This window comes from Exiguobacterium sp. CH10 (assembly GCF_018617635.1).
In the GTDB taxonomy this organism is placed as follows: domain Bacteria; phylum Bacillota; class Bacilli; order Exiguobacteriales; family Exiguobacteriaceae; genus Exiguobacterium; species Exiguobacterium aestuarii_A.
Map to the genome: position 1 here is coordinate 753058 of NZ_JACSKO010000001.1, position 18919 is coordinate 771976.

Annotated in this window: 15 protein-coding genes; 4 read left to right on the forward strand and 11 right to left on the reverse strand. The window is 49.6% G+C overall.

Annotated features, from left to right (window positions below):
* Positions 1 to 3 precede the first annotated feature (3 nt).
* Positions 4 to 1683: a sensor domain-containing diguanylate cyclase gene (locus KNP04_RS03910; protein ID WP_214874717.1), complete on the reverse strand. Its 1680-nt coding sequence runs from the start codon at positions 1681 to 1683 to the stop codon at positions 4 to 6.
* Between the two features lie 297 nt (positions 1684 to 1980).
* Entirely contained in the window at positions 1981 to 2811 is an 831-nt protein-coding gene (locus KNP04_RS03915) for a DegV family protein (RefSeq protein WP_214874718.1), read from the reverse strand.
* Between the two features lie 160 nt (positions 2812 to 2971).
* On the opposite strand from KNP04_RS03915, the gene KNP04_RS03920 reads away from it, so the two are divergent.
* The 3 genes from KNP04_RS03920 to KNP04_RS03930 all read left to right on the forward strand — a co-directional run bounded on the left by KNP04_RS03920 (position 2972) and on the right by KNP04_RS03930 (position 6814).
* The gene (locus KNP04_RS03920) at positions 2972 to 3670 is read left to right on the forward strand and encodes an ABC transporter ATP-binding protein (protein WP_214874719.1); all 699 of its coding nucleotides are present in this window, start codon (positions 2972 to 2974) and stop codon (positions 3668 to 3670) included.
* 12 nt (positions 3671 to 3682) lie between these two features.
* Positions 3683 to 6004, forward strand: a complete 2322-nt coding sequence (locus KNP04_RS03925; RefSeq protein WP_214874720.1) for an ABC transporter permease — start codon at positions 3683 to 3685, stop codon at positions 6002 to 6004.
* Between the two features lie 84 nt (positions 6005 to 6088).
* The gene (locus KNP04_RS03930; RefSeq protein WP_214693859.1) at positions 6089 to 6814 is read left to right on the forward strand and encodes a DUF4261 domain-containing protein; all 726 of its coding nucleotides are present in this window, start codon (positions 6089 to 6091) and stop codon (positions 6812 to 6814) included.
* Positions 6815 to 6852: 38 nt separating this feature from the next.
* Here the strand turns inward: KNP04_RS03930 and KNP04_RS03935 are convergent, their stop codons facing one another.
* From KNP04_RS03935 to KNP04_RS03955, 5 genes are all read right to left on the reverse strand, one after another.
* Positions 6853 to 7125 (reverse strand): GNAT family N-acetyltransferase, encoded by a 273-nt coding sequence (locus KNP04_RS03935; protein ID WP_214874721.1) that lies wholly within the window; start codon positions 7123 to 7125, stop codon positions 6853 to 6855.
* Positions 7126 to 8019: a DUF5996 family protein gene (locus tag KNP04_RS03940; protein WP_214874722.1), complete on the reverse strand. Its 894-nt coding sequence runs from the start codon at positions 8017 to 8019 to the stop codon at positions 7126 to 7128. It abuts the gene before it with no gap.
* A 14-nt stretch (positions 8020 to 8033) separates the two neighbouring features.
* Positions 8034 to 8435 carry a (4Fe-4S)-binding protein gene (locus KNP04_RS03945; protein WP_214874723.1) on the reverse strand — a complete coding sequence of 134 codons (402 nt, stop codon included), beginning with the start codon at positions 8433 to 8435 and terminating at the stop codon, positions 8034 to 8036.
* A gap of 87 nt (positions 8436 to 8522) precedes the next feature.
* Positions 8523 to 8849 (reverse strand): thioredoxin family protein, encoded by a 327-nt coding sequence (locus tag KNP04_RS03950; protein ID WP_074036441.1) that lies wholly within the window; start codon positions 8847 to 8849, stop codon positions 8523 to 8525.
* Positions 8850 to 8868: 19 nt separating this feature from the next.
* Positions 8869 to 9720, reverse strand: a complete 852-nt coding sequence (locus KNP04_RS03955) for a DegV family protein (protein ID WP_214874724.1) — start codon at positions 9718 to 9720, stop codon at positions 8869 to 8871.
* Between the two features lie 242 nt (positions 9721 to 9962).
* On the opposite strand from KNP04_RS03955, the gene tnpB reads away from it, so the two are divergent.
* On the forward strand, positions 9963 to 11051 hold the full coding sequence (gene tnpB / locus KNP04_RS03960) for an IS200/IS605 family element RNA-guided endonuclease TnpB (protein ID WP_214874725.1): 1089 nt from the start codon (positions 9963 to 9965) through the stop codon (positions 11049 to 11051).
* A gap of 217 nt (positions 11052 to 11268) precedes the next feature.
* Here the strand turns inward: tnpB and KNP04_RS03965 are convergent, their stop codons facing one another.
* The 4 genes from KNP04_RS03965 to pulA form a co-directional block, all read right to left on the reverse strand.
* A complete protein-coding gene (locus KNP04_RS03965) occupies positions 11269 to 11688 on the reverse strand; it encodes an RDD family protein (RefSeq protein WP_214874726.1) in 420 nt (139 codons plus the stop codon).
* A gap of 14 nt (positions 11689 to 11702) precedes the next feature.
* Positions 11703 to 12779 (reverse strand): nitric oxide synthase oxygenase, encoded by a 1077-nt coding sequence (locus KNP04_RS03970; protein ID WP_214874727.1) that lies wholly within the window; start codon positions 12777 to 12779, stop codon positions 11703 to 11705.
* A 95-nt stretch (positions 12780 to 12874) separates the two neighbouring features.
* A complete protein-coding gene (locus KNP04_RS03975) occupies positions 12875 to 15706 on the reverse strand; it encodes an EAL domain-containing protein (protein WP_214874728.1) in 2832 nt (943 codons plus the stop codon).
* Between the two features lie 146 nt (positions 15707 to 15852).
* The gene (gene pulA, locus KNP04_RS03980; protein ID WP_214874729.1) at positions 15853 to 18774 is read right to left on the reverse strand and encodes a type I pullulanase; all 2922 of its coding nucleotides are present in this window, start codon (positions 18772 to 18774) and stop codon (positions 15853 to 15855) included.
* Positions 18775 to 18919: the final 145 nt, after the last annotated feature.

An 18919-nucleotide genomic window follows, 5' to 3' on the forward strand; every position in this document is an offset into this window, starting at 1 on the left:
CTTTCATCTGACTTCTGTGGATAGTTCTTGATAGTGGGCAACCCGATCACGACCATTGAACTTAGCCCCGACATACATAGCTCGGTCCGCATGCCGAAGTACCGTATCAAGGTCTTCATATTCATGAATCGTCTCAATCCCAATACTCGCCGTCACCGTGATGCGCGTCCCTTCCGTACCAAAATCGTGGCGTCTCAGCGCTTTCCGTATCTTTTCACCGACCAGATGGGCTGCCGCCTCATCCATTCGGGGGAACACGAATACAAATTCTTCCCCGCCATACCGCGTCACCAAATCCGTCGCCCGAACGCTGCGCGTGAACAATTGTCCTGCCTCAATCAATACCTCATCCCCGAACGCATGTCCATACGTATCGTTAATCGACTTGAAATGATCCAAGTCAACTAGGAAGAGCGAGAGTGGATAAGAAGCCACGTCATTCAATCGTTCTTTCGTCCAACTACGTAACGCCCGCTGATTATGTAGACCCGTCAACGGGTCTGTCAAACTCTCATACTGCAGGCGATCCCGCTCATCAATTCGCTCGATCGACCACGACAATGTTTTAAGGAGCCGGTTCACTTCGATGGCAATCGGTGTTTCATACGCGCCGTTGGCTGTCGTCGATACCATACAGCTGACGGCCGTTGCTGCTCCCCAAACGGGCTGGATGACGAGCGCTGAATGATGCAGCTCTTGTTGCTGTTGCTGTAGCTCGGGATGCCATTCATGTAACGAGTCATAGACGAAACATGGCTCATCTTCGTCATGATAACGCTCGATCGTATAGGCGTCCGGCACACTCGGGATGATGCGTCCCGTCATGTCGTAAAACGTTCGCTCCCCTTTTCGGTTAACCTGCAGCCATCCACGTTCGACTTCCACAATATCACGCAGTCCGTTCCAAAACTTTTCAATCAACAGTTGCTCGCTATCGACACGGTATAGCTGTTCTTTCAATCGCTCGACCTGATCGACTTTTGTTTTCGTCTCTTCTGTCTCCGTTGCTTTTGACATCGTCATTTTTAAGACGGATAGCACGAAGAACGTGACGATGAGTCCGACGTACCCAAAGACAAGATACGATTCGATGGCGATCATCGTGAACAACAACTCGAGTGACACGACAAGCCAATCGAATCGGATCAATCGCCACATAATTGGGAACGGGATCCGCTCCCCGACCATGAAGTAAGACAAGGCAAAACTCATCGTCAGGACGAGGAAAAGTGTTCCTAAGAACGCCAACATCGCTACTCCCTCTTGCATCAAATGAACAGGCTCCCCGATGCGTCCACCGAGCCCGATATAAGCCAGTCCCGGTAACAGGACGAGAAGGCACTCGATCACCGTATTCAGCGGATAGAAATGTAAGAAACGCCGCCGCCCGACCCGACGATTGAACGTCCTCGCTTGAAAGGTGAACAAGAGGAGTTGACCCATCAGAAGGGCCGGGGCAAGCCCGTAGAGGAAGAACGTGATAAAGACAAACATCTCATGGAATGTAAAATGGAGATGTCTACGCTTGAGTGGATTCATGACGAACAAAGCGCCTAGCGTATAGATAAACCAAAACAACGGCCAGTCGAACGTTTCTAGGTGATGTAAGGTCAAATACGTCACACCTGTGAAGACGATTGCCCATGCGAGCCAGCTCCGAACTAGATACTTCCGAAATCGCATCGTCTTCTCCCCTTTTCTCGTTCATTTTTTCTAGTATGACCCGTAATGCAAAAACATTCCAGCAATTGTTTGAAAGTTGAGACAATGAAATATTGAAAAGATTCCCAATCAGAAGTTTTATAGACATGAATGTCGGCAACAGTCAATGAAAGGAGGCTATAACGATGGATCTTTCCATGTTCCTCATCACGTTCCTACTCATTTATTCGCTAACAATCACATTTCTATTTTTACGAAAGCAAAAACAGAATTGAAGCATACAAAAGGCGATTCTCTCACGAGAACCGCCTTCACGTCTTATTTCGCTTTCAAATACGAGATTCCAATCGACCCAGATCCGGTATGCGCACCGAGGAGCGGTGCGAGTGTGTCGACCCGAATCGGAATGTTGTCACCGAGTCGCTCTTTCCACTCTTGTGCGAGTTCAGGAACGTTGCCGTGGAAAATCGAGACGTCTTTACACTCACCAGACTCAATCGCTGCACGCAACACTTCGAATAAGTGAGCCTGTGCTTTCTTATACGTGCGGACCGTCTGATACGGGACAATCAACCCGTCCTCGAATCGGAGCACCGGTTTCAATTGAAGCATGTTACCGATTAACGCTTTCGATTTTGAGATTCGTCCGCCTTTTTGCATCTGCGTCAAATTTTGAAGCGTCAGCTCGATGCGTACGTCCTCGACGCGTTCTTTCATGTAGGCCTCCACGTCTTCGAGTGCGTCGCCTCGTTCGACTCGTTCAATCAACTCTTCAAGCATGAGCCCCATCGTATAGATTCCCGCTCGTGAATCAATAGCGAGTAACTTGAATTCTGCTATTTCAGCACCTTGTACAGACGCCGAGTACGTTCCACTCAAGTCAGAAGACAGATGAATCGCAATTCCCATGTCGTACTCTTTCTTCAACTCCTCATAAAGTGTGACAAAATCTCCGATGGCTGGCTGGCTCGTCGAAACGCGCTCCCCGGCATCAATCCATTCATAGACGGTCGTGGCATCGACTTCAATCCCATCCTTATACGGTTGATCCCCTTTGACGACATAGAGCGGGACGATATGAATATCCGGGTGGTTCACTAAAGCATCTGGAAGGACGATCGTGCTGTCCGTGATGTATGCGATTTTCATGAAAAGTTCTCCCTTAAAAAAGTTTTTAGTACCTGGTTATATTATTTTATCACAGGTGAAGCGGTTTCACTATTTTTTCAAAACATCCTATGTGTAACTTGTCCAATCTGACTTCGAAAAGGGTACATGATACATAACGAATAAAGGAGGCGAACGAGACATGATCCAGCTCGAGAACGTCAATAAAATCTATAAGACCGGCGACGTGGAAACAGCTGCCTTGAAAGAGATTGACCTAAGCATTCGTGACGGCGCGTTCGTTGTCATCCTCGGACCGAGCGGAAGCGGGAAAAGTACGCTACTCAACGTCATCAGCGGACTCGATACCGTGACGAGCGGCAAAATCACGTTCGGAGACACGGTGCTCACCGGCTTGTCCCCCGAACAGATGACAGCGTTTCGGCGCGACCATCTTGGATTCATTTTTCAACAATATAATCTCCTTCAAAACTTGACCGTCTATGAGAATGTACAAATCGGGTCCGATTTGACGAAAGACCCGCTCCCCATCGATGAATTGCTCGACCAAGTCGGGCTCGCAGCAGCGCGAGACAAATATCCCTATCAATTATCCGGTGGTGAACAACAACGGGTGTCCGTCGCCCGGAGTCTCGCTAAAAATCCAGCCATCGTCTTCTGTGACGAACCGACGGGATCGCTCGATGAGGAGAATTCGAAGAAAGTGCTTGAGCTGTTGGAGCGGTTGAACGAGACGTATCAAAAGACGATCGTCGTCATCACACACAATAACGGAATCAGTGACATGGCAGACGACGTCATCAAGATGAACTCCGGTCGGATCGTCGAAGTGACCCATAATGACACCCGCGTCGCGGCGCGCGACATTCGTTGGGGATAAGGAGGTGGCGACATGCTGTACAAAAATGTGTGGAAGACGCTCGGCAAGAAATGGATGCAACTGCTCGCCATCGCCATCATCATCATCATGAGTTCGCTCACGTACACGATGATGTTTTATGGGATTAGCGGAATCGAAGTCCCGACCGAAGAGTACTTGGAAGAATCGAACCAAGAAGACTTCGCTATCGAGATGCTCAACCGGGTGACGGAAGATGAATTACGTGATCCCGATGTCGCCGCACTCGCTGAAGCCGGAATGTTCACACTAGCTGACATTAAGCAGGCAGACGAGGAAACGTTCAATCGTTTAATTGCATCACGCATCGGTGCGGTCGAACAAGAGATGCCAGAGGCGACGATTGAACTCCGTGACCTAAAAGCCATCACGTACACACTCGGTGACGCGGAACATCGCGGTCTCTTGCTAAAAGAATCCGATACAATTAACCGCTCCTATGTGGAGGCAGGAGCAAGACCAAGCACGAACGACGAGGTCGCCCTGAACAAAAAATATGCTGAAGAGAACGGGATTGAAATCGGGGACACAATCGATTTAGGAAGACCGTTCACCGTCAGCGGGTTCGTTCTCTTTCCGGACTATACACTCCCCCTCTTCGACGACAATTTTTTCAATCTAGATCCCGGCTCCCAAACGCTCTTACTCATGACAGATGAATCGTTCGAATCGACCGTCGGACAAGAATCGTTCCGCCTCTCCGGTGTGACGGACCAGACCGTCATGACCGATCTCGACCTACCGTTTGTCGTGTCTGTCATGGAGACGGAAAATATTATCCGAAGCGGTGCGATTTATAGTGAAATCTCATCTGGGAAAGCGATGGCGCTCGGACTCAGCCTCTTTATCGTTTCCATCGCCGTTATCATCGTCGCTATCCTGATCTCGAATATGCTTGAAGCGGAACGCGGTCAAATCGGACTGTTGAAAGCGATCGGATACAGTCGTCTACAAATCGCAGCACCTTATCTCGTTCTCATCTTAATCTTCGCTTTCTTCATGCTAATCATCGGCTATTTCCTTGGTCTTTATTTTGCAGACCCGTTGAAAGAACTGTATCTCGATTTTTATCTCTTACCGTCCATCACCATCGCGCAAAGTCCACTCGTCTTTTTAACGGCCGTATTTGCGCCACTGCTTTTCTTCGCACTTGTCGCGGGAGCGGTTATCTACAAGATCATGGGAGAAAGCGCCCTCGCCCTCCTATCGCCTCGGGACAATGTTTCCTTGAATCGCCTGAGCCGGCTCGTCAGTCGACTACTAAAACGAGCGAGCGGCAAGACGAAGTTCAAATACTTGTATGCGGTCAAGAGCACGGGAAGCTTCCTCATTTTCTTCCTCGGCATCTTGTTCTCGACCATCCTCATCGTCTTCGCCCTCATGATGAACGGGGCCGTCGATCGAATGACCGTGGGTGGTTTGAATGAAGCAGTGTATGAATACGAAGCCTATACGGACGGTTCACCGGCAATCGAAGACGGACAAGAGCCGTTCCTCACTTATCCGTTCGCATTTGTTGAAGAGAAATTGATTACGTTGAAAGGTTTAGAGATTGACAATACCTTGTTCCCGCTACGTAACGAAGATGGTGACACATTGACACTTGAACCCGACGGACTGATTGTCTCCTCATCCCTCGCCCTCAAACTCGGGCTTGAAGTCGGTCAGGACATCGATATCGAACTGAACGAAGAGACGCTGACCTATCCGATTGTCGGGATTGCTGATGAATTCTCTGGAGACTTCGCCTATTTACCTCGGGCGACGTTAAGTGAATTGCTTACCGACGGCGCGGCGGATGAGTTGTTCAATGGCATATATGCAACGGAGCGTCCGAACGACTCAGACTATCCGACCATCCTGTCCCGTCAAGGATTGATTGAACAATCCGAGTCCATCAATCAATATATGAATTTCATGATGAATGTCTTGATTGGTGGTGCGTCTCTCATCGCCTTCAGCATCCTGTTCGTCCTGACGGCGCTGACGGTCGAGAAGAACTACTACGTCATCTCTTTATTGAAAGTGATGGGATACCAAAAACGGGAAGTGCGTTCGATGATTCTAAACAGCTACTTCATCTATGCGCTCGTCTCGGCCCTCTTGAGTATTCCAATCGCCTTGTTGACGCTTCGGGTCATCATCGTCGTATTCGCAGAGGATTACGGGCTTGTCCTCCCGCTTGAATTCGAATGGATGTATATCGTCTATACGCTCGGTGCGATCGTTCTCCTCTTCTTCTTGAGCACGTTCGTCAGCCGACGGAAGATTGATCAAATCCCACTTCAGGAAGTATTAAAGACATATCAAGAATAATTTATGCCAAAATAGGGCATAATAAGAGATAGACCAGGCCTCTCTAGAAGAGGGGCCTGACTTTTGCAGAAAAGGATGATTGACATGAATCGTACACAAGTAATGCTCGCCATTCCCGGGAACTGGTCTTCCGCGGAAGGCGTGAACGAACAAATCAGTTTACATAGTGAAGGCTACACAATGGCCGGCTTATTGCTACTCGAAGATGAGACGGGCAAAGCGTTCACCGTAGAAGTCGTGGAACGTGACCCGGCTCTCGCCGAGGCCATGATCCACGCGAGTTCTGGTGGATTCACACCGAAAGTCGCAAAAGGAATCGCCCGTCACACGCATGTCGTCTACTTGATTGTCGACGTCAACGATTTGACAGACGTCGCCGCCGCGCGTCGTGCCGCGAATGCCGTCTTGAATGCTGGTGGGGTCGGTGTCATGGTCGAGTCGGCTGGTGTTTCCTTCTCGAAAGACGAATGGCAAGAGTCAAAAGAAGAAGACCTTGCGCTTGACTACTCGCTGTTGACGGCGATTACAGAAGAAGAGAATGCTTATATGTCGTGGGGAATGAAAGCGTTTGGACATGCGGACGTGGCCGTACCGATGACACTCGAGATCGAAGATGCCATCCACGTGATTCACTCGTTCAACTTTCACCTTATCTCAGGCGGAGCGATGTTCGGTGATGGCGACCATTTCGCATTCGAAGACGGACGTGCTTTCACGGTCGAGATGGGTGAAGACGAGCGGACGACAATCGACAACTTGTTGCACAACCCGTTCGGATTAATCTACCTCGTCCCACAAGCAGCAGAATAACAAAATGGAGCGCCCAGTGGCGCTCCATTTTTATATATTCACGTCGCCAACACGTCGTGATACTCCTCGTGACGGTCGAACTGATTTTTCGTGAACGGACAGAGCGGGATGATTGTTTTCCCTTGCTCCCGTGCATATTCGACGACAGTGAGGACGAGCTTCTCCCCGACCCCTTGTCCTCTCAGGTCATCACTCACATACGTATGGTCGACAATCAGTTTGTCGGGTCCCGTCGGTACGTAATGTAATTCTGCAGATGGCTTCGCCTCCTCGCCGACATAAAACGTATTTTCTTTTTGTTTGATGTCCATTCACTCAGCACTCTCCTCGTCTAATTTTAGTGGGATAAAGAAATGATCACGCGTCGTCCACTCCATCTCACGCATCAAAATATCAAACGAGGTGGACAAAAAGTCTTGTACGTGACCACTCGTCGCTTCATCAAGTGGCAAGAAAAATTCGCTCTTCTCCGCATCATAATAACCCGCTTCCGGCTTCAATGTCTCCGTTGGTAACGATCTGAACAAAAACGGATACGGTAACACAAAATAACTCGGACGATCCGTCACGTCGTCTCCGAGCCAAAATCCAAATTCGACAAATTGTTCATCGAAGGCGACACGTTCGATTATTTTATCTTCCGGAAACGGATGTTCAATCGGATAGATGACAAGTGATGAGACATCAAACGTTCCCCAAAAGAGAGCCGGTTTGATTTTCCGACATCGCAATTTCGATAAATATGTTAGTTGTTCGTGCGCCGCCCGCTGAAACAGTCTCAATCCTTTCCGAGCATACGTCGCGTCATAGTCGAGCGGTGTCTCATCCGTATCGAGTAACCCTTTGAAGGCCATCTCTTGTGGTTTCGGATTGATGGTGATGTGTACCCCGTGTTCACGAAGGCGCGCGAACAAGTCATCATAATAAGACTTAATCGTTTTGCCCGCTTCAATCGGAATGGCGTCCGTCTGTTCCTCGACATGGACGACGAGGCAAGACGTCAATAAGTCCACATCAATCTGTAGCGCCCGCTCTCCTTCAAATAACAACCCTGTCGTGAAACCTTGCACCGTGAGCGGCAACGAGACGTGTCCCCATTGCGGTTCCGGTGGTGCCAGTTTGAGTTTGATCTTTCCGAGAAGCTGCGAAATCAAATGTAAGGTCAATTTCGTATCGTGCCATTCTGAATGCAGTGGAATGTGCATCCCCCATCATCCTCTCATCCTTTACACGCACCACTATGGTCACAGATCGGACGTTTCCCAGATTGTCCGCATCCACATAGTGTCGCTCGGTAAGTCGAAATGACCTCATCGCCTTGATTGATTTGAAGATCACCCCGCACTTCGATTTGTTGCCAATCGTTTAATTTTACGGATGTCGGTACATCTGGTGTCTCCGCATCCCCTCCATCTTTTCGGACGAATTGGAGGGCACCGCTCGGACAACGTTCAATCACCGTCGCGACATCTGGTGCCTCGGCACCATCCGGTAAAATCCACGGTTTTCGTTTCGTATCAAACACTTCCGGTAACCCACGGACACATTCTGCCGCATGTACGCAGAGCGACACATCGTAGTACACATCAATCGATTCTCCCACGTATTGTTTGCCTCGCATCGAATCACCCCTTATGTGTTTGCGGGTCTTTACCCGTTCACTTACGAAAAAAACCCATCATCCTCTAAATAGGATGATGGGTTGATTTTAGGCTTGTCTCATTTCTTGCATGCGTTCGAGTTGATGCGTCAGTTCACCAATTGGGACGAATCGTGCCCGGCGTAGCATCTCTTTCCCATTGATGAAAAAGAGGACGACCGGTACCGTGAAAATGGAGAAAGATCCCGCAACTTCCGGGACTTCGTCCGAATCCACCGCGACCGCCTCGATGTCGGGGAATTGATGAAGCATCTCTTCGATTTGAGGTTTCAGCGCATGACAGACACTACATCCTGGATGTGATACGTAGACGAGCAGTTGTTCCGTGCTCGCAATCCGTTCATTCAATCCAGTCAAGGTTGTCATTGCTTCCATCTTACATTCCTCCTATTGATTAAGCGTCGAGCCACAAGACACCGACCGTCTCAAACCCAGCATGTACCGCGATCGATGGACAGAATCGTGTCCGTACCACTTCAAGACCTGGTAATTTTGACTCGATGAGCGTGACAAGGTCGTCTTGCATCTTCGGTGCGAGTGCCGTCTGGACGAACACCCGGTTATCCTTCACACCGTTCTCCGCGTGGCGACGTTCGAGTTCACCGACCATTTCCGCATAGGCTTTCTTCAACGAGCGCGCTTTTTTGAACGGGATGACTTTCCCTGTCTCATCGAGCGTGATAATCGGTTTAATGTTCAAGATGTTCGCAAGGAACAGCTCACCCGAAGAAACGCGACCGCCGCGGCGCATCGTTTCCATGTTTCCGATAATCATGAAGAAGTTTTTCTTATCGCGCCATGCTTCAAGCAATGCGACAATCTCTTCGACGGATTTGCCTTCTTGTTCAGCAGCTTTTCCGATTCGAACGAGCTCTTGTTGCGCTTCGAGCGCAGCGTGCGAGTCGATCGTATACACTTTGAAGTCAGCCGCCTCTGCCGCTGCTTTTGAGTTTTTCGCCGTGCTGCTCAATCCGTTTGAACAGTGGACGGCAATGGCGCAGTCATATCCTTCTTCTTTCAAGCGTTCGTAGCGGCCGATGAAATCTCCGAAAATCGGTTGTGACGTCTTCGCTTCTTTCTTTTGGTCAATCATATACCGATGCAAGTCTTCAAGCGAGAGATTTGTTTCACTATAGCCGTTGCCATCCACAATCAATTGAATCGGGACGATATCGACACCGAGACGTGATGCCTCTTCTTGTGAGAAGTTGGCCATACTGTCGGTAATCCATGCGATTTTTGTCATAACTAAAAAGCCTCCAATGGTCGTTCATTTTAACTAAATCAGGCGAGAATTCTCCCTCCTCTAAGCGTCTCGGGGCGTAGCCCAGCGTAGGCGGGAGATGAATCGCCCGGTCCAATAGTCTTCTCCTCCTGTGACAGATATGACGAACAAAAGTTCGTGATTCCGTCAGATTCTCCCTCCCCCTCCGCGGGTAACGGATGAGGAAGACACATCACGATCTTCTGGAGGGAGAAGGGACGGACATGCTGAAAGGTTTCACATACAGGCTCCATCCGACGCCTGCACAGGCCGAGTTCTTCATCAAGACGATCGGCTGCGCCCGGTTCATCTACAACAAGCTGCTCGAGGACCGCATCGCCATCCGCGAGGAGGCGAAAACGGGGAGCGGAACGAGACGGAAACCGGCGACACCCGCCTCCTACAAGCCCCTGTTCCCGTTCCTCGCCGAGGCGGACAGTCTCGCGCTCGCGAATGCGAAGCTGAACCTGGACACCGCGTTCGCGAAGTTCTTCGCCGGGACGGGCGGCTTCCCGGTGTTCAAATCGAGACGACGGTCGCGCGCCTCCTACACGACGAACAACCAGCATGGCACGATCCGCATCGAGTCGGGAAAAGTCCGGCTGCCGAAGGTCGGGTTCGTGCGGTTCACACAACATCGCCCGTTCGAGGGCGTCATCCGGTCCGCGACGGTCTCGATGACAAGGACAGGCAAGTTCTTCGTCTCCATCCTCGTCGAACAGGACGATGAACCACGGATCCCAGCCAAGAACAAGGTCGGGATCGATCTTGGCCTGGAACACTTCGCCGTCATGACGAACGATGCGATGGTCTCCGAAAAGGTCGAAAACCCTCGCTTTCTCCGACAATCCGAAGCAAAGGTCAAGAAGGCACAACGCGCGCTGTCGCGAAAGAAGATCGGGAGCAAGAATCGTGAGAAGGCCAGGTTGATCCTCGCCAAGAAACACGAAAAGATTGCCAACCAACGCAAGGACTTCCTTCACAAACTATCGAGACGGATCGTTGACGAGAACCAAGTCATCGTCGTGGAGACATTGAAATCGAGCAACATAATGAAGAACCGACGCTTAGCCAAATCGGTTGGCGATGTCAGTTGGTACGAGTTCGTCCGGCAACTCGAGTACAAATCAAACTTCTTCGGACGAACGCTCATCAAGGCAGACCCTTGGTACGCATCCACTCAGATCTGTTCCACTTGCGGCGTGAAAGGTCAGAAGAAGGCGATGGATGTCCGTGAATGGACATGTGCCTGTGGCGCGCATCATGACCGTGACATCAACGCGAGCATCAATCTGTTGATGCTGGCAAACTAAAACGAATTCCTTCAGGGTGGGAACCACCCAACGAGCTTGGTAAACAACCGTGGCTGGTAAGAGCACGGTCTTCCCAAGAAGCTCCCCCTTCAATTTGCGAAGCAAATAAGTGGCGAGTAGTTCACTCCAACCTCATTATACCTTATTTTCTATCCCGATTCCTAGCCGACCGAATGAGACGCAAAAACAGAGCGACACGCGGTCGCCCTGCTTCTTTTCACTTTGTCGAAATCAGTTTCGTATGGGCGAATTCGTCATGCGGCAGTTCGAGGTTTTTATTCGACTTCATCTGTTGAAGCGCTCGAATGAGTGGGATCCCAAGCGTCGCTGGATAAACGACGTCTTTATAAAGCGTTCGTTTGATGACCTGCTCAAAGGAGAGCGGGCGTCCGTCCGCACTCACGACTTTAATTCCGACGACCCGGTCTCCGAGTGTCTGACCGTTTTGGTACAGCATACAGTAAACCTCTCCGGCCATCGTCACAACGGTCGGTAAGTAATACCGCTTCACTTCCTTGTCGGGCCATACCTTTTTACGGATGGCCTTTTCAATCAATTTGGCCGGCGTCTGAAAGACGACTTGGTCGATTTGACCGGCGACGGCTCGTTTCCAAAGTGGGACTGCCACAGCAATCATCCTTTCTCTCGGTTCTAGCCTTTTATTTCCTCTTTTACCGGCTGACGAAACCCAGAGAACGGACATCCGCTTCGTGCGAACAAGTTCGGCGTCTTGATGATGTTGTCATAATGTTCATGGAAGACGTGCGTCGTCGCAGGCGATAGAGGCGGGATGAGCCAGCTCCACTGCCCTGTGACGTCACGCCCCGCTTCCCGTTCATTCTTTTCGAATCGTTTGAACTGTTTGGCGGCGGTATGATGATCAACGATCGTGACACCCGCCCGCTCGAACGACTGGAGGACGGCGATATTCAATTCAACGAGCGCGCGGTCCCGCCAGAGCGAGCGCTCTTTCGACGTATCAAGCCCGAGTGAGCGGCCGACGAGCGGCAACAAGTCGTAGCGATCCGTGTCTGCTAAGTTACGCGCACCGATTTCTGTCTCCATATACCATCCGTTGAACGGCACTGACGTAAAACGGAGACCGCCGATTTCAAGTTCCATGTCAGCGATAGCCGGAATGGCATGCCATTTAATCGGGCGACCATCAAACAAGTCAAACTCCTCGTGAACGATGTCGACTTCGAGCACGGCATCACTCGGCAAGTCATATAGACGAACGTCCTGACCGTCCGTAATCATGAGCGGTAACTTATCAAACGGCGTGCCGGTCCCGACCCATCCGAGTTGTTCTGCCCGTTTCGTCATCGCCACGGACATCGGGTCCCCGATGATTCCTTCCGGTGTCTCATATCCGGCATACCGAATCAATTGCGTGTTCAACAGTTTGAACTTGTTCGGAAGGACCGTCATCGTCGAGCGGATTTTTCCACCGTTTGTGGCGAAATGAAGATGTTCCACAAGCCGAGCGTAGACGTCATCAAACGTTTTCGCATCCCGGGCATCGATCACATGAAGCGTCTGCCAAAACAATCGTCCGATGCAACGGTTTGAGTTCCGCCATGCCACTTTTGCGCCTTCACACAACTCCTCCGTCGTCAACGAATACGTACCCGTGCGTTCAATTTCTTGTTCGATTTCTCGCAAACGTTCAGAAGGGTCATCTTGCCACTGTCGCATCCACTCGCTCGCTTGTTCATACAAATTCATGTCTTAAGTCTCCTCATTTGTTCTCTCTTCTCCATCTTAGAGAAAAGGAGACCTTCGTTTCAACTATCCGTCCTCGTACGTGACAGGTTACGTCATCACGAGCCATCTGCTTGATGAACGAGTTGCATGTAATCGGTGATTCCTTCGTTCCCCGTCACTTCCGTTTCAAGGGAAGTGAGTTGCGTCTCAATCATCAGGCTCGATTCGTATGCAGCGGCGTATTGGTAAACTCCATTCGTCACTTCCGTCATCCGACGCAAGCGAACGGGTAAATCCGCTCCAGACGCGAAACGAATGATGAACTCAACCTCGCCATCTAAAGGAAGACGGAGCGCAGCGTAAAAATGAAGATGCTGGTCCGAACGCGATGTCAACACAATCGAAGAGATTCCGACCGATACGGGTTGCTCGCGAATCGTCGTGATGGTGATTCCCGCTTGAATGTAGCGATTCGTCGCCATCTCGTGGTCATCGAGCGGGTCGGCAATCAGTTTTCCGGTATGCATCATCTTCTCGAACACCTCTCCACGGACAGGTGGACTGAACAGATACCCTTGAATCGTTTTGCATCCGAGTTGACGCAACAGCAATAAATCATCCATCTGTTCGATACCTTCCACGACGACTTCGAGATCAAATTCTTTTGCCAAGACGACAAGACTATGAATGATGGCGCGGGCTTGCTTGTTCTCGGATACGCCGTGACCGAAAATCCGGTCAATCTTGATCGTGTTGACTTGGAATTGTTGCAAATAGGCAAGTGATGAGTACCCTTTCCCGAAGTCGTCGAGTGCGAGCTGAATCCCGAGTGCTTTCAGTGAAGAAAAGACGTTCATGATATGGTGCGTTTCATCTAGTTGTGACGTCTCGGCCACCTCAATTTCAATCCAATCTAACGGGACATCATGTCGCAGACTTGCTCCTTCAAACGTATGCAGCAACTGCTCGTGATACAAGTACTTCGGGGAGACGTTCAACGAGATGGGGACCTTTTTCGGTAACGTCGCCAAATAGCGAAACACCTCATCAATCAAATAGTCCGTCAATCGAATGAACAGATTGCTCTCTTCAGCGAGTGGGATGAAGTCGAGCGGGGACACCACACCCCATGTCGGGTGATCCCACCGCATCAACGCCTCCGCTCCCGTGATTTCTCCCGTCCACGCATTCACTTTCGGTTGATATAAGAGATAGAATTCATTTCGATCAATGGCGTTCGGCAAGTCACGCAACAATTCGAACCGCTTCAACTCATCGAGATTCATGTGCGAGGCATACAACGAAATGGGAGCCGCTCCCGACTTCCCCGCTCGCCCCATCGCCATATAACTACGGCGAATGAGTGTCGTCTCGTCATCCGCGTCGTTCGGATAGCGACTGACCCCGATTTGCATATTCGGGTACACGGAATACGGTTCGAGTTGAAAACAGTATTTGGATAAAGTCGTGAGTCGCTTCCCGATTTGAAACAACTGTTCATCCTCGTGATGACCCGGCATGATGACGAGATACGTATCCCCGTCCAAATGGCCGACGACCGCTTCGTCCGGTACACTTTGGAGCAATCGGTGACCCGTTTGGATCCGCCATTCATCGCCATATTCATAGCCGAAAGCTCGATTGATGTCCCCAATCCGATTGAACGTGACCGTGAATAGGACGAATGCAAGCTCCGTCTGAATCAATCGAGTGATGGACTGAAACATCGTCTCGCGGTTCGGAAGATTCGTCATCGGGTCGAATTCAATCAGTCGAAGGACTTCCGCTTCCTGTTCCCTCACTTCGGTCAGATCGCGAATCAACGCCTGAAACCCTCGCACGCGTCCCGTCTCATCGTACAGATGCTGACGAACCTCCTGAATCCATTTCTGCTTCTTCCCGACAAAAATCCGATATTCAAGCTGAACCGGGGTCTCATGACGTGTTTTCTCATTTGCGCGATTGACTTTTTCCAAGTCATCTTGATTGATGACGACTTTCCAATAATCTGGATGGGCATTGAACTGTTTCACCGAAAAACCGAAGATGGTTTGATACTGTCCTGTCGCAAACTCGATTTGGCGCGTGTCGTAACTGTAATCACAAATCGCCATGTCCGAAGCCTCACAGACACGACGCAACAGCTCATCTTTATCAGTCAATTCATGCTCGATGCGTTGCTGGTCTTTCGTCGAAAAAATAACGTACGTGAACACATTCCGTTCGAGAGACAGTGCACCCCGTACCGTTACAGGTAATTCTTCATTAGTCACCTGATGAAGAAGGCGAATCTCAATCGCGAAGTCTGCCCCTTCTCCGGCTGTTCGCAATGTTCGAATCGCTTGTGTGAGTCGTTCCCAATCATCAGAATGGACAATTTCACGAATTTCGTCTAGCGTCATATCCTTCAAGCGTCGTCTCGAAAGACCAAGGAATGATGACACTTGCGAAGAGAAAGAAAACGTATCCTCACCAAGATGTGCCTCGATCATCATGAGTCCTGGCACTTGTTCAAGCAATTCACGTCCTACTTTCATAATGGCATAACGATTTTGCGTCTCCCATTCCGCGCTCATGTCTTTGACAATCCCATATACGCCTTGAATGAGTTGATCTTTATAAAGAGGGGTACACGTGACCGCAAGTTTACGTTTTTGCCCCTCATATGTTTTGACTAGTTCAAAATGAACCGTTTCTCCGACTAACGCCTGCCCGTGATAGGGAGCAAACTCTTCTGACTCCGCCGGGGAAAGGGCGAGATTGTCAAACAAAAGTCCCATCTTTTCGTTTGAATCGATCAAGCGACCGTTTGTATCGAGTACGTAGATGGCATAAGGATATTGTTCAATCAACAAGGAGTCCACATGAAATGCAGGGATTGCTCCTTTAGAAAGGATTTCCGTGTCGTCTCCATTGACGCGATGAATCCACTTCTTGAAAATCGCCATACAATCTCTCCTTTCGAAAGAGATGGAAATTCCAAACGTAAACTCTCGTGTTCATACAAAAAGACTAGTTTTTTAAACATTAATTACCAAATACCCATAATCGTGCCATACGAAAACCCCACTTGTTTACAAGTGGGGTCAATGAATTAGTTACGCTCGAGAACAAACGTATGGTATGCAGGGACTGTGACTCTGCCCGTCGTACGTTTAATCGTCTTCGTTCCAGCGCGGTCCCCGTCGACAATCACGTTCCACGTTCCTTTTGGAAGTTTCACGGATACAGCGTTCGGGTTTGCGTTATGTGTGATGTACAAGTCGTTCTTTTGTCCTGGTGCGTTTTCATCAATCAAGTACGTGATGACGTTCGCCTCAGACTTGTAGAATTTCAAGAAGCGCTTCACATCAGTCGCTTTCGTCATGCGGAGACCAGGATTTGCTTTCCGCATCTCAATCAAGCCTTTCATGTATTGGACATCCGCCTTACGGTCGGCTGCCCGCTTCCAGTCGAGCTGGTTGATCGAGTCCGGCGATTTGTACGAGTTATGGTCGCCTTCTTTCGTACGCATGAACTCCTGACCAGCGTGAAGGAATGTCGTACCTTGGCTCGTCAAGAGAATGCTAGAAGCGAGGCGGTGCATGTCTGTACGCACTTCTTCAGAGGCGTCAGGATTCGTCAATTCTAACTTATCCCAAAGCGTATGGTTATCGTGCGCTTCGATATATGTGATCGCTTGCGTCGGTTCTTTCGTGAACCCTTTGATCATGTCGTTATACGTGATTTCACCGACGATTCCTGTCTTCACGCGGTTCTCCATACCTTCTTTTCCGTTGATGAAGCCATTGTCCTCATCGTAGAAGACGCTACCTTTCAATCCATCACGGATGTTGTCATTGAAGTGAGCAACACCAGGCATGTCGTAGGCGTTCTTTTGGTTCGCTTTGAGTTCGGCGTCAAGTGGCGTGCCGAGATCCCAGCCTTCACCGAAGACGAGAATCGATTTGTCGACTTTATTCAATTCCGCACGAACTTTGTTCATCGTATCGACATCGTGGATTCCCATCAAGTCGAAGCGGAAGCCGTCCCAATGGTATTCTTTTGCCCAGTAGACGACTGAATCGACAATGAGTTTTTGCATCATCGCACGCTCAGACGCTGTATCGTTCCCGACACCTGTTCCGTTTGCGAAGTCGCCACCTGCCGTATAACGGTAGTAGTAACCCGGTACGATTTTGTGAAGGTTAGATGCTTGCGCGTCGAACATGTGGTTGTAGACAACATCCATGACGGCACGTAAGTTGTTGTCATGTAGCCCTTGAATCATTTCTTTCATCTGACTGATCCGCACTTTGGCATCGTAAGGATTCGTTGAATACGATCCTTCTGGTGCGTTGTAGTTTTTCGGATCGTAGCCCCAGTTGTATGTTGCCGTCGGGTTCGTTTCGTCGACAGAAGCGGTGTTGTAGTCATAGACCGGGATGAACTGGACGTGTGTCACGCCAAGGTCTTTGACGTGGTCGAGTCCCGTCTTTGTCGCTGTCTTCTTCCCGTTCTCAATCAAGCGAGTTCCTGGTTGAACGACACCGAGGTATTTGCCTTTATGGCGGATTCCTGAATCGTATGTGTTCGATGTGACATCAAAAATCGAGAAGTCGCGGACATGTGTCTCATAGATGATGGCGTCCGTCGCATTTTTCAACTTCGGCTTCATCGAGTTCCAACGTTTCGGATCTGTTTCTTTCAAGTCGACGATGACCCCTTGGTCTCCATTTACACCGACAGCTGTCGCATACGGATCGACCGCACGGACTTTCCCTGTCGCATGTGTCACTTGATACGTATACCCGACACCATCGAGGTCACCGCGTACTTCAGCCACCCACGTGCCACGTTCCCCACGTTTCATCTGGATGACTTTTTTCAAGTCTTTGTCGTTCGCTGGTCGGTCTTTCGGCATGTTCCATAGCTCGAGCTCGACTTGCTGAGCTGTCGGTGCCCAAAGAACAAATTGAGTTTTTGATTTTTGGTACGTGATGCCGAGTTTTCCATTATAGGCATACTTCGCATCAAACTCTTTTGAACGAAGTACTTTTCCTGCTTGAAGCGTCTGTTCACCAAACTCAGGATGTGAGGCTTTGATGACTTTTGCTAAATCGATATCTTCTTTGAATTCAATTGTGACTGATTTGTCACCAGCCTTTGTGATGGCAGCGACAGTTGCACCATCTACCGTCACTTCATCGATGAACGCATCTGTAATGACGCGGTTCGTCGTGAGTGTTGCTTGACGGAACGTGTCCGCCGAGAATGAGACGAGTTTCGGTGAGCGATCGATTTCAGGTTCTGAATAGTAAATCGTTGAATCTCCTTCAACGAGCCAAATTTCTTTCGCTGAACCAAGAACGAAGCGATCTTCCCCGTCTTTCTCCGTCCATTCTCCTTTTTTCGTGATCAAGCCCATAAGTTTTTTCGACTCTGGGTTGGCGAGCTTGACGTTCGCCACGCCACCGAATGCATCTGTCTCGTCAAACGCGATGCTCTGACCGTCCCCACCGTCTGGCCAAGTCCATAGGCCCCATTCCGTGTATGTATTGTCGTAACGGAAATAGTGAACTTTCATATCGATTTCCGTTGAAGTCGTCTCCCCGTCTGGGTTCGACGTATAAATCTTCGGATCACCTGACTTGATCCACACTTCTGCGACACCATCTTGAATCATGTCGCTTGTGATGAAGCGGTCGTTCTCTGACCCTTTATCTTTGTCCCAGTTGTCCGTTCGAACGATGAGACCAATTTTTTCAGGTGAATCGACCGGGAATTCGTAAGCCGCCACCTTTCCGAATGCATCTTCCCCATTAAACGTGAATCCTTTGTTCGGGAAGTAATCTGGGCCATTCGCCCAAAGCCATAAGTTCCAATCCTTTTCGTTATCCGGCGCCTCTTGATAATGGACGACGACGAGTGTCGACTTCCCTTTTTCTAAAGCGGACGTCGGCATCGGAAACATTGACAGAATTAGTGCAAACGTTAGCACAACTGCCCATACGGGTTTCCATTGCTTTTTGACCATGAGGGTCCCTCCTTGTAGCACTATTTTGAGAAAACGCTTACACAAAAAATTGTAAACGGTTTCCTTTATCGAAGCAACGTTATTTTAGAAAAGGGTCAATTGGCATCATTCTTCTTACAAATCAACTAAGAACAATGAACTAAAA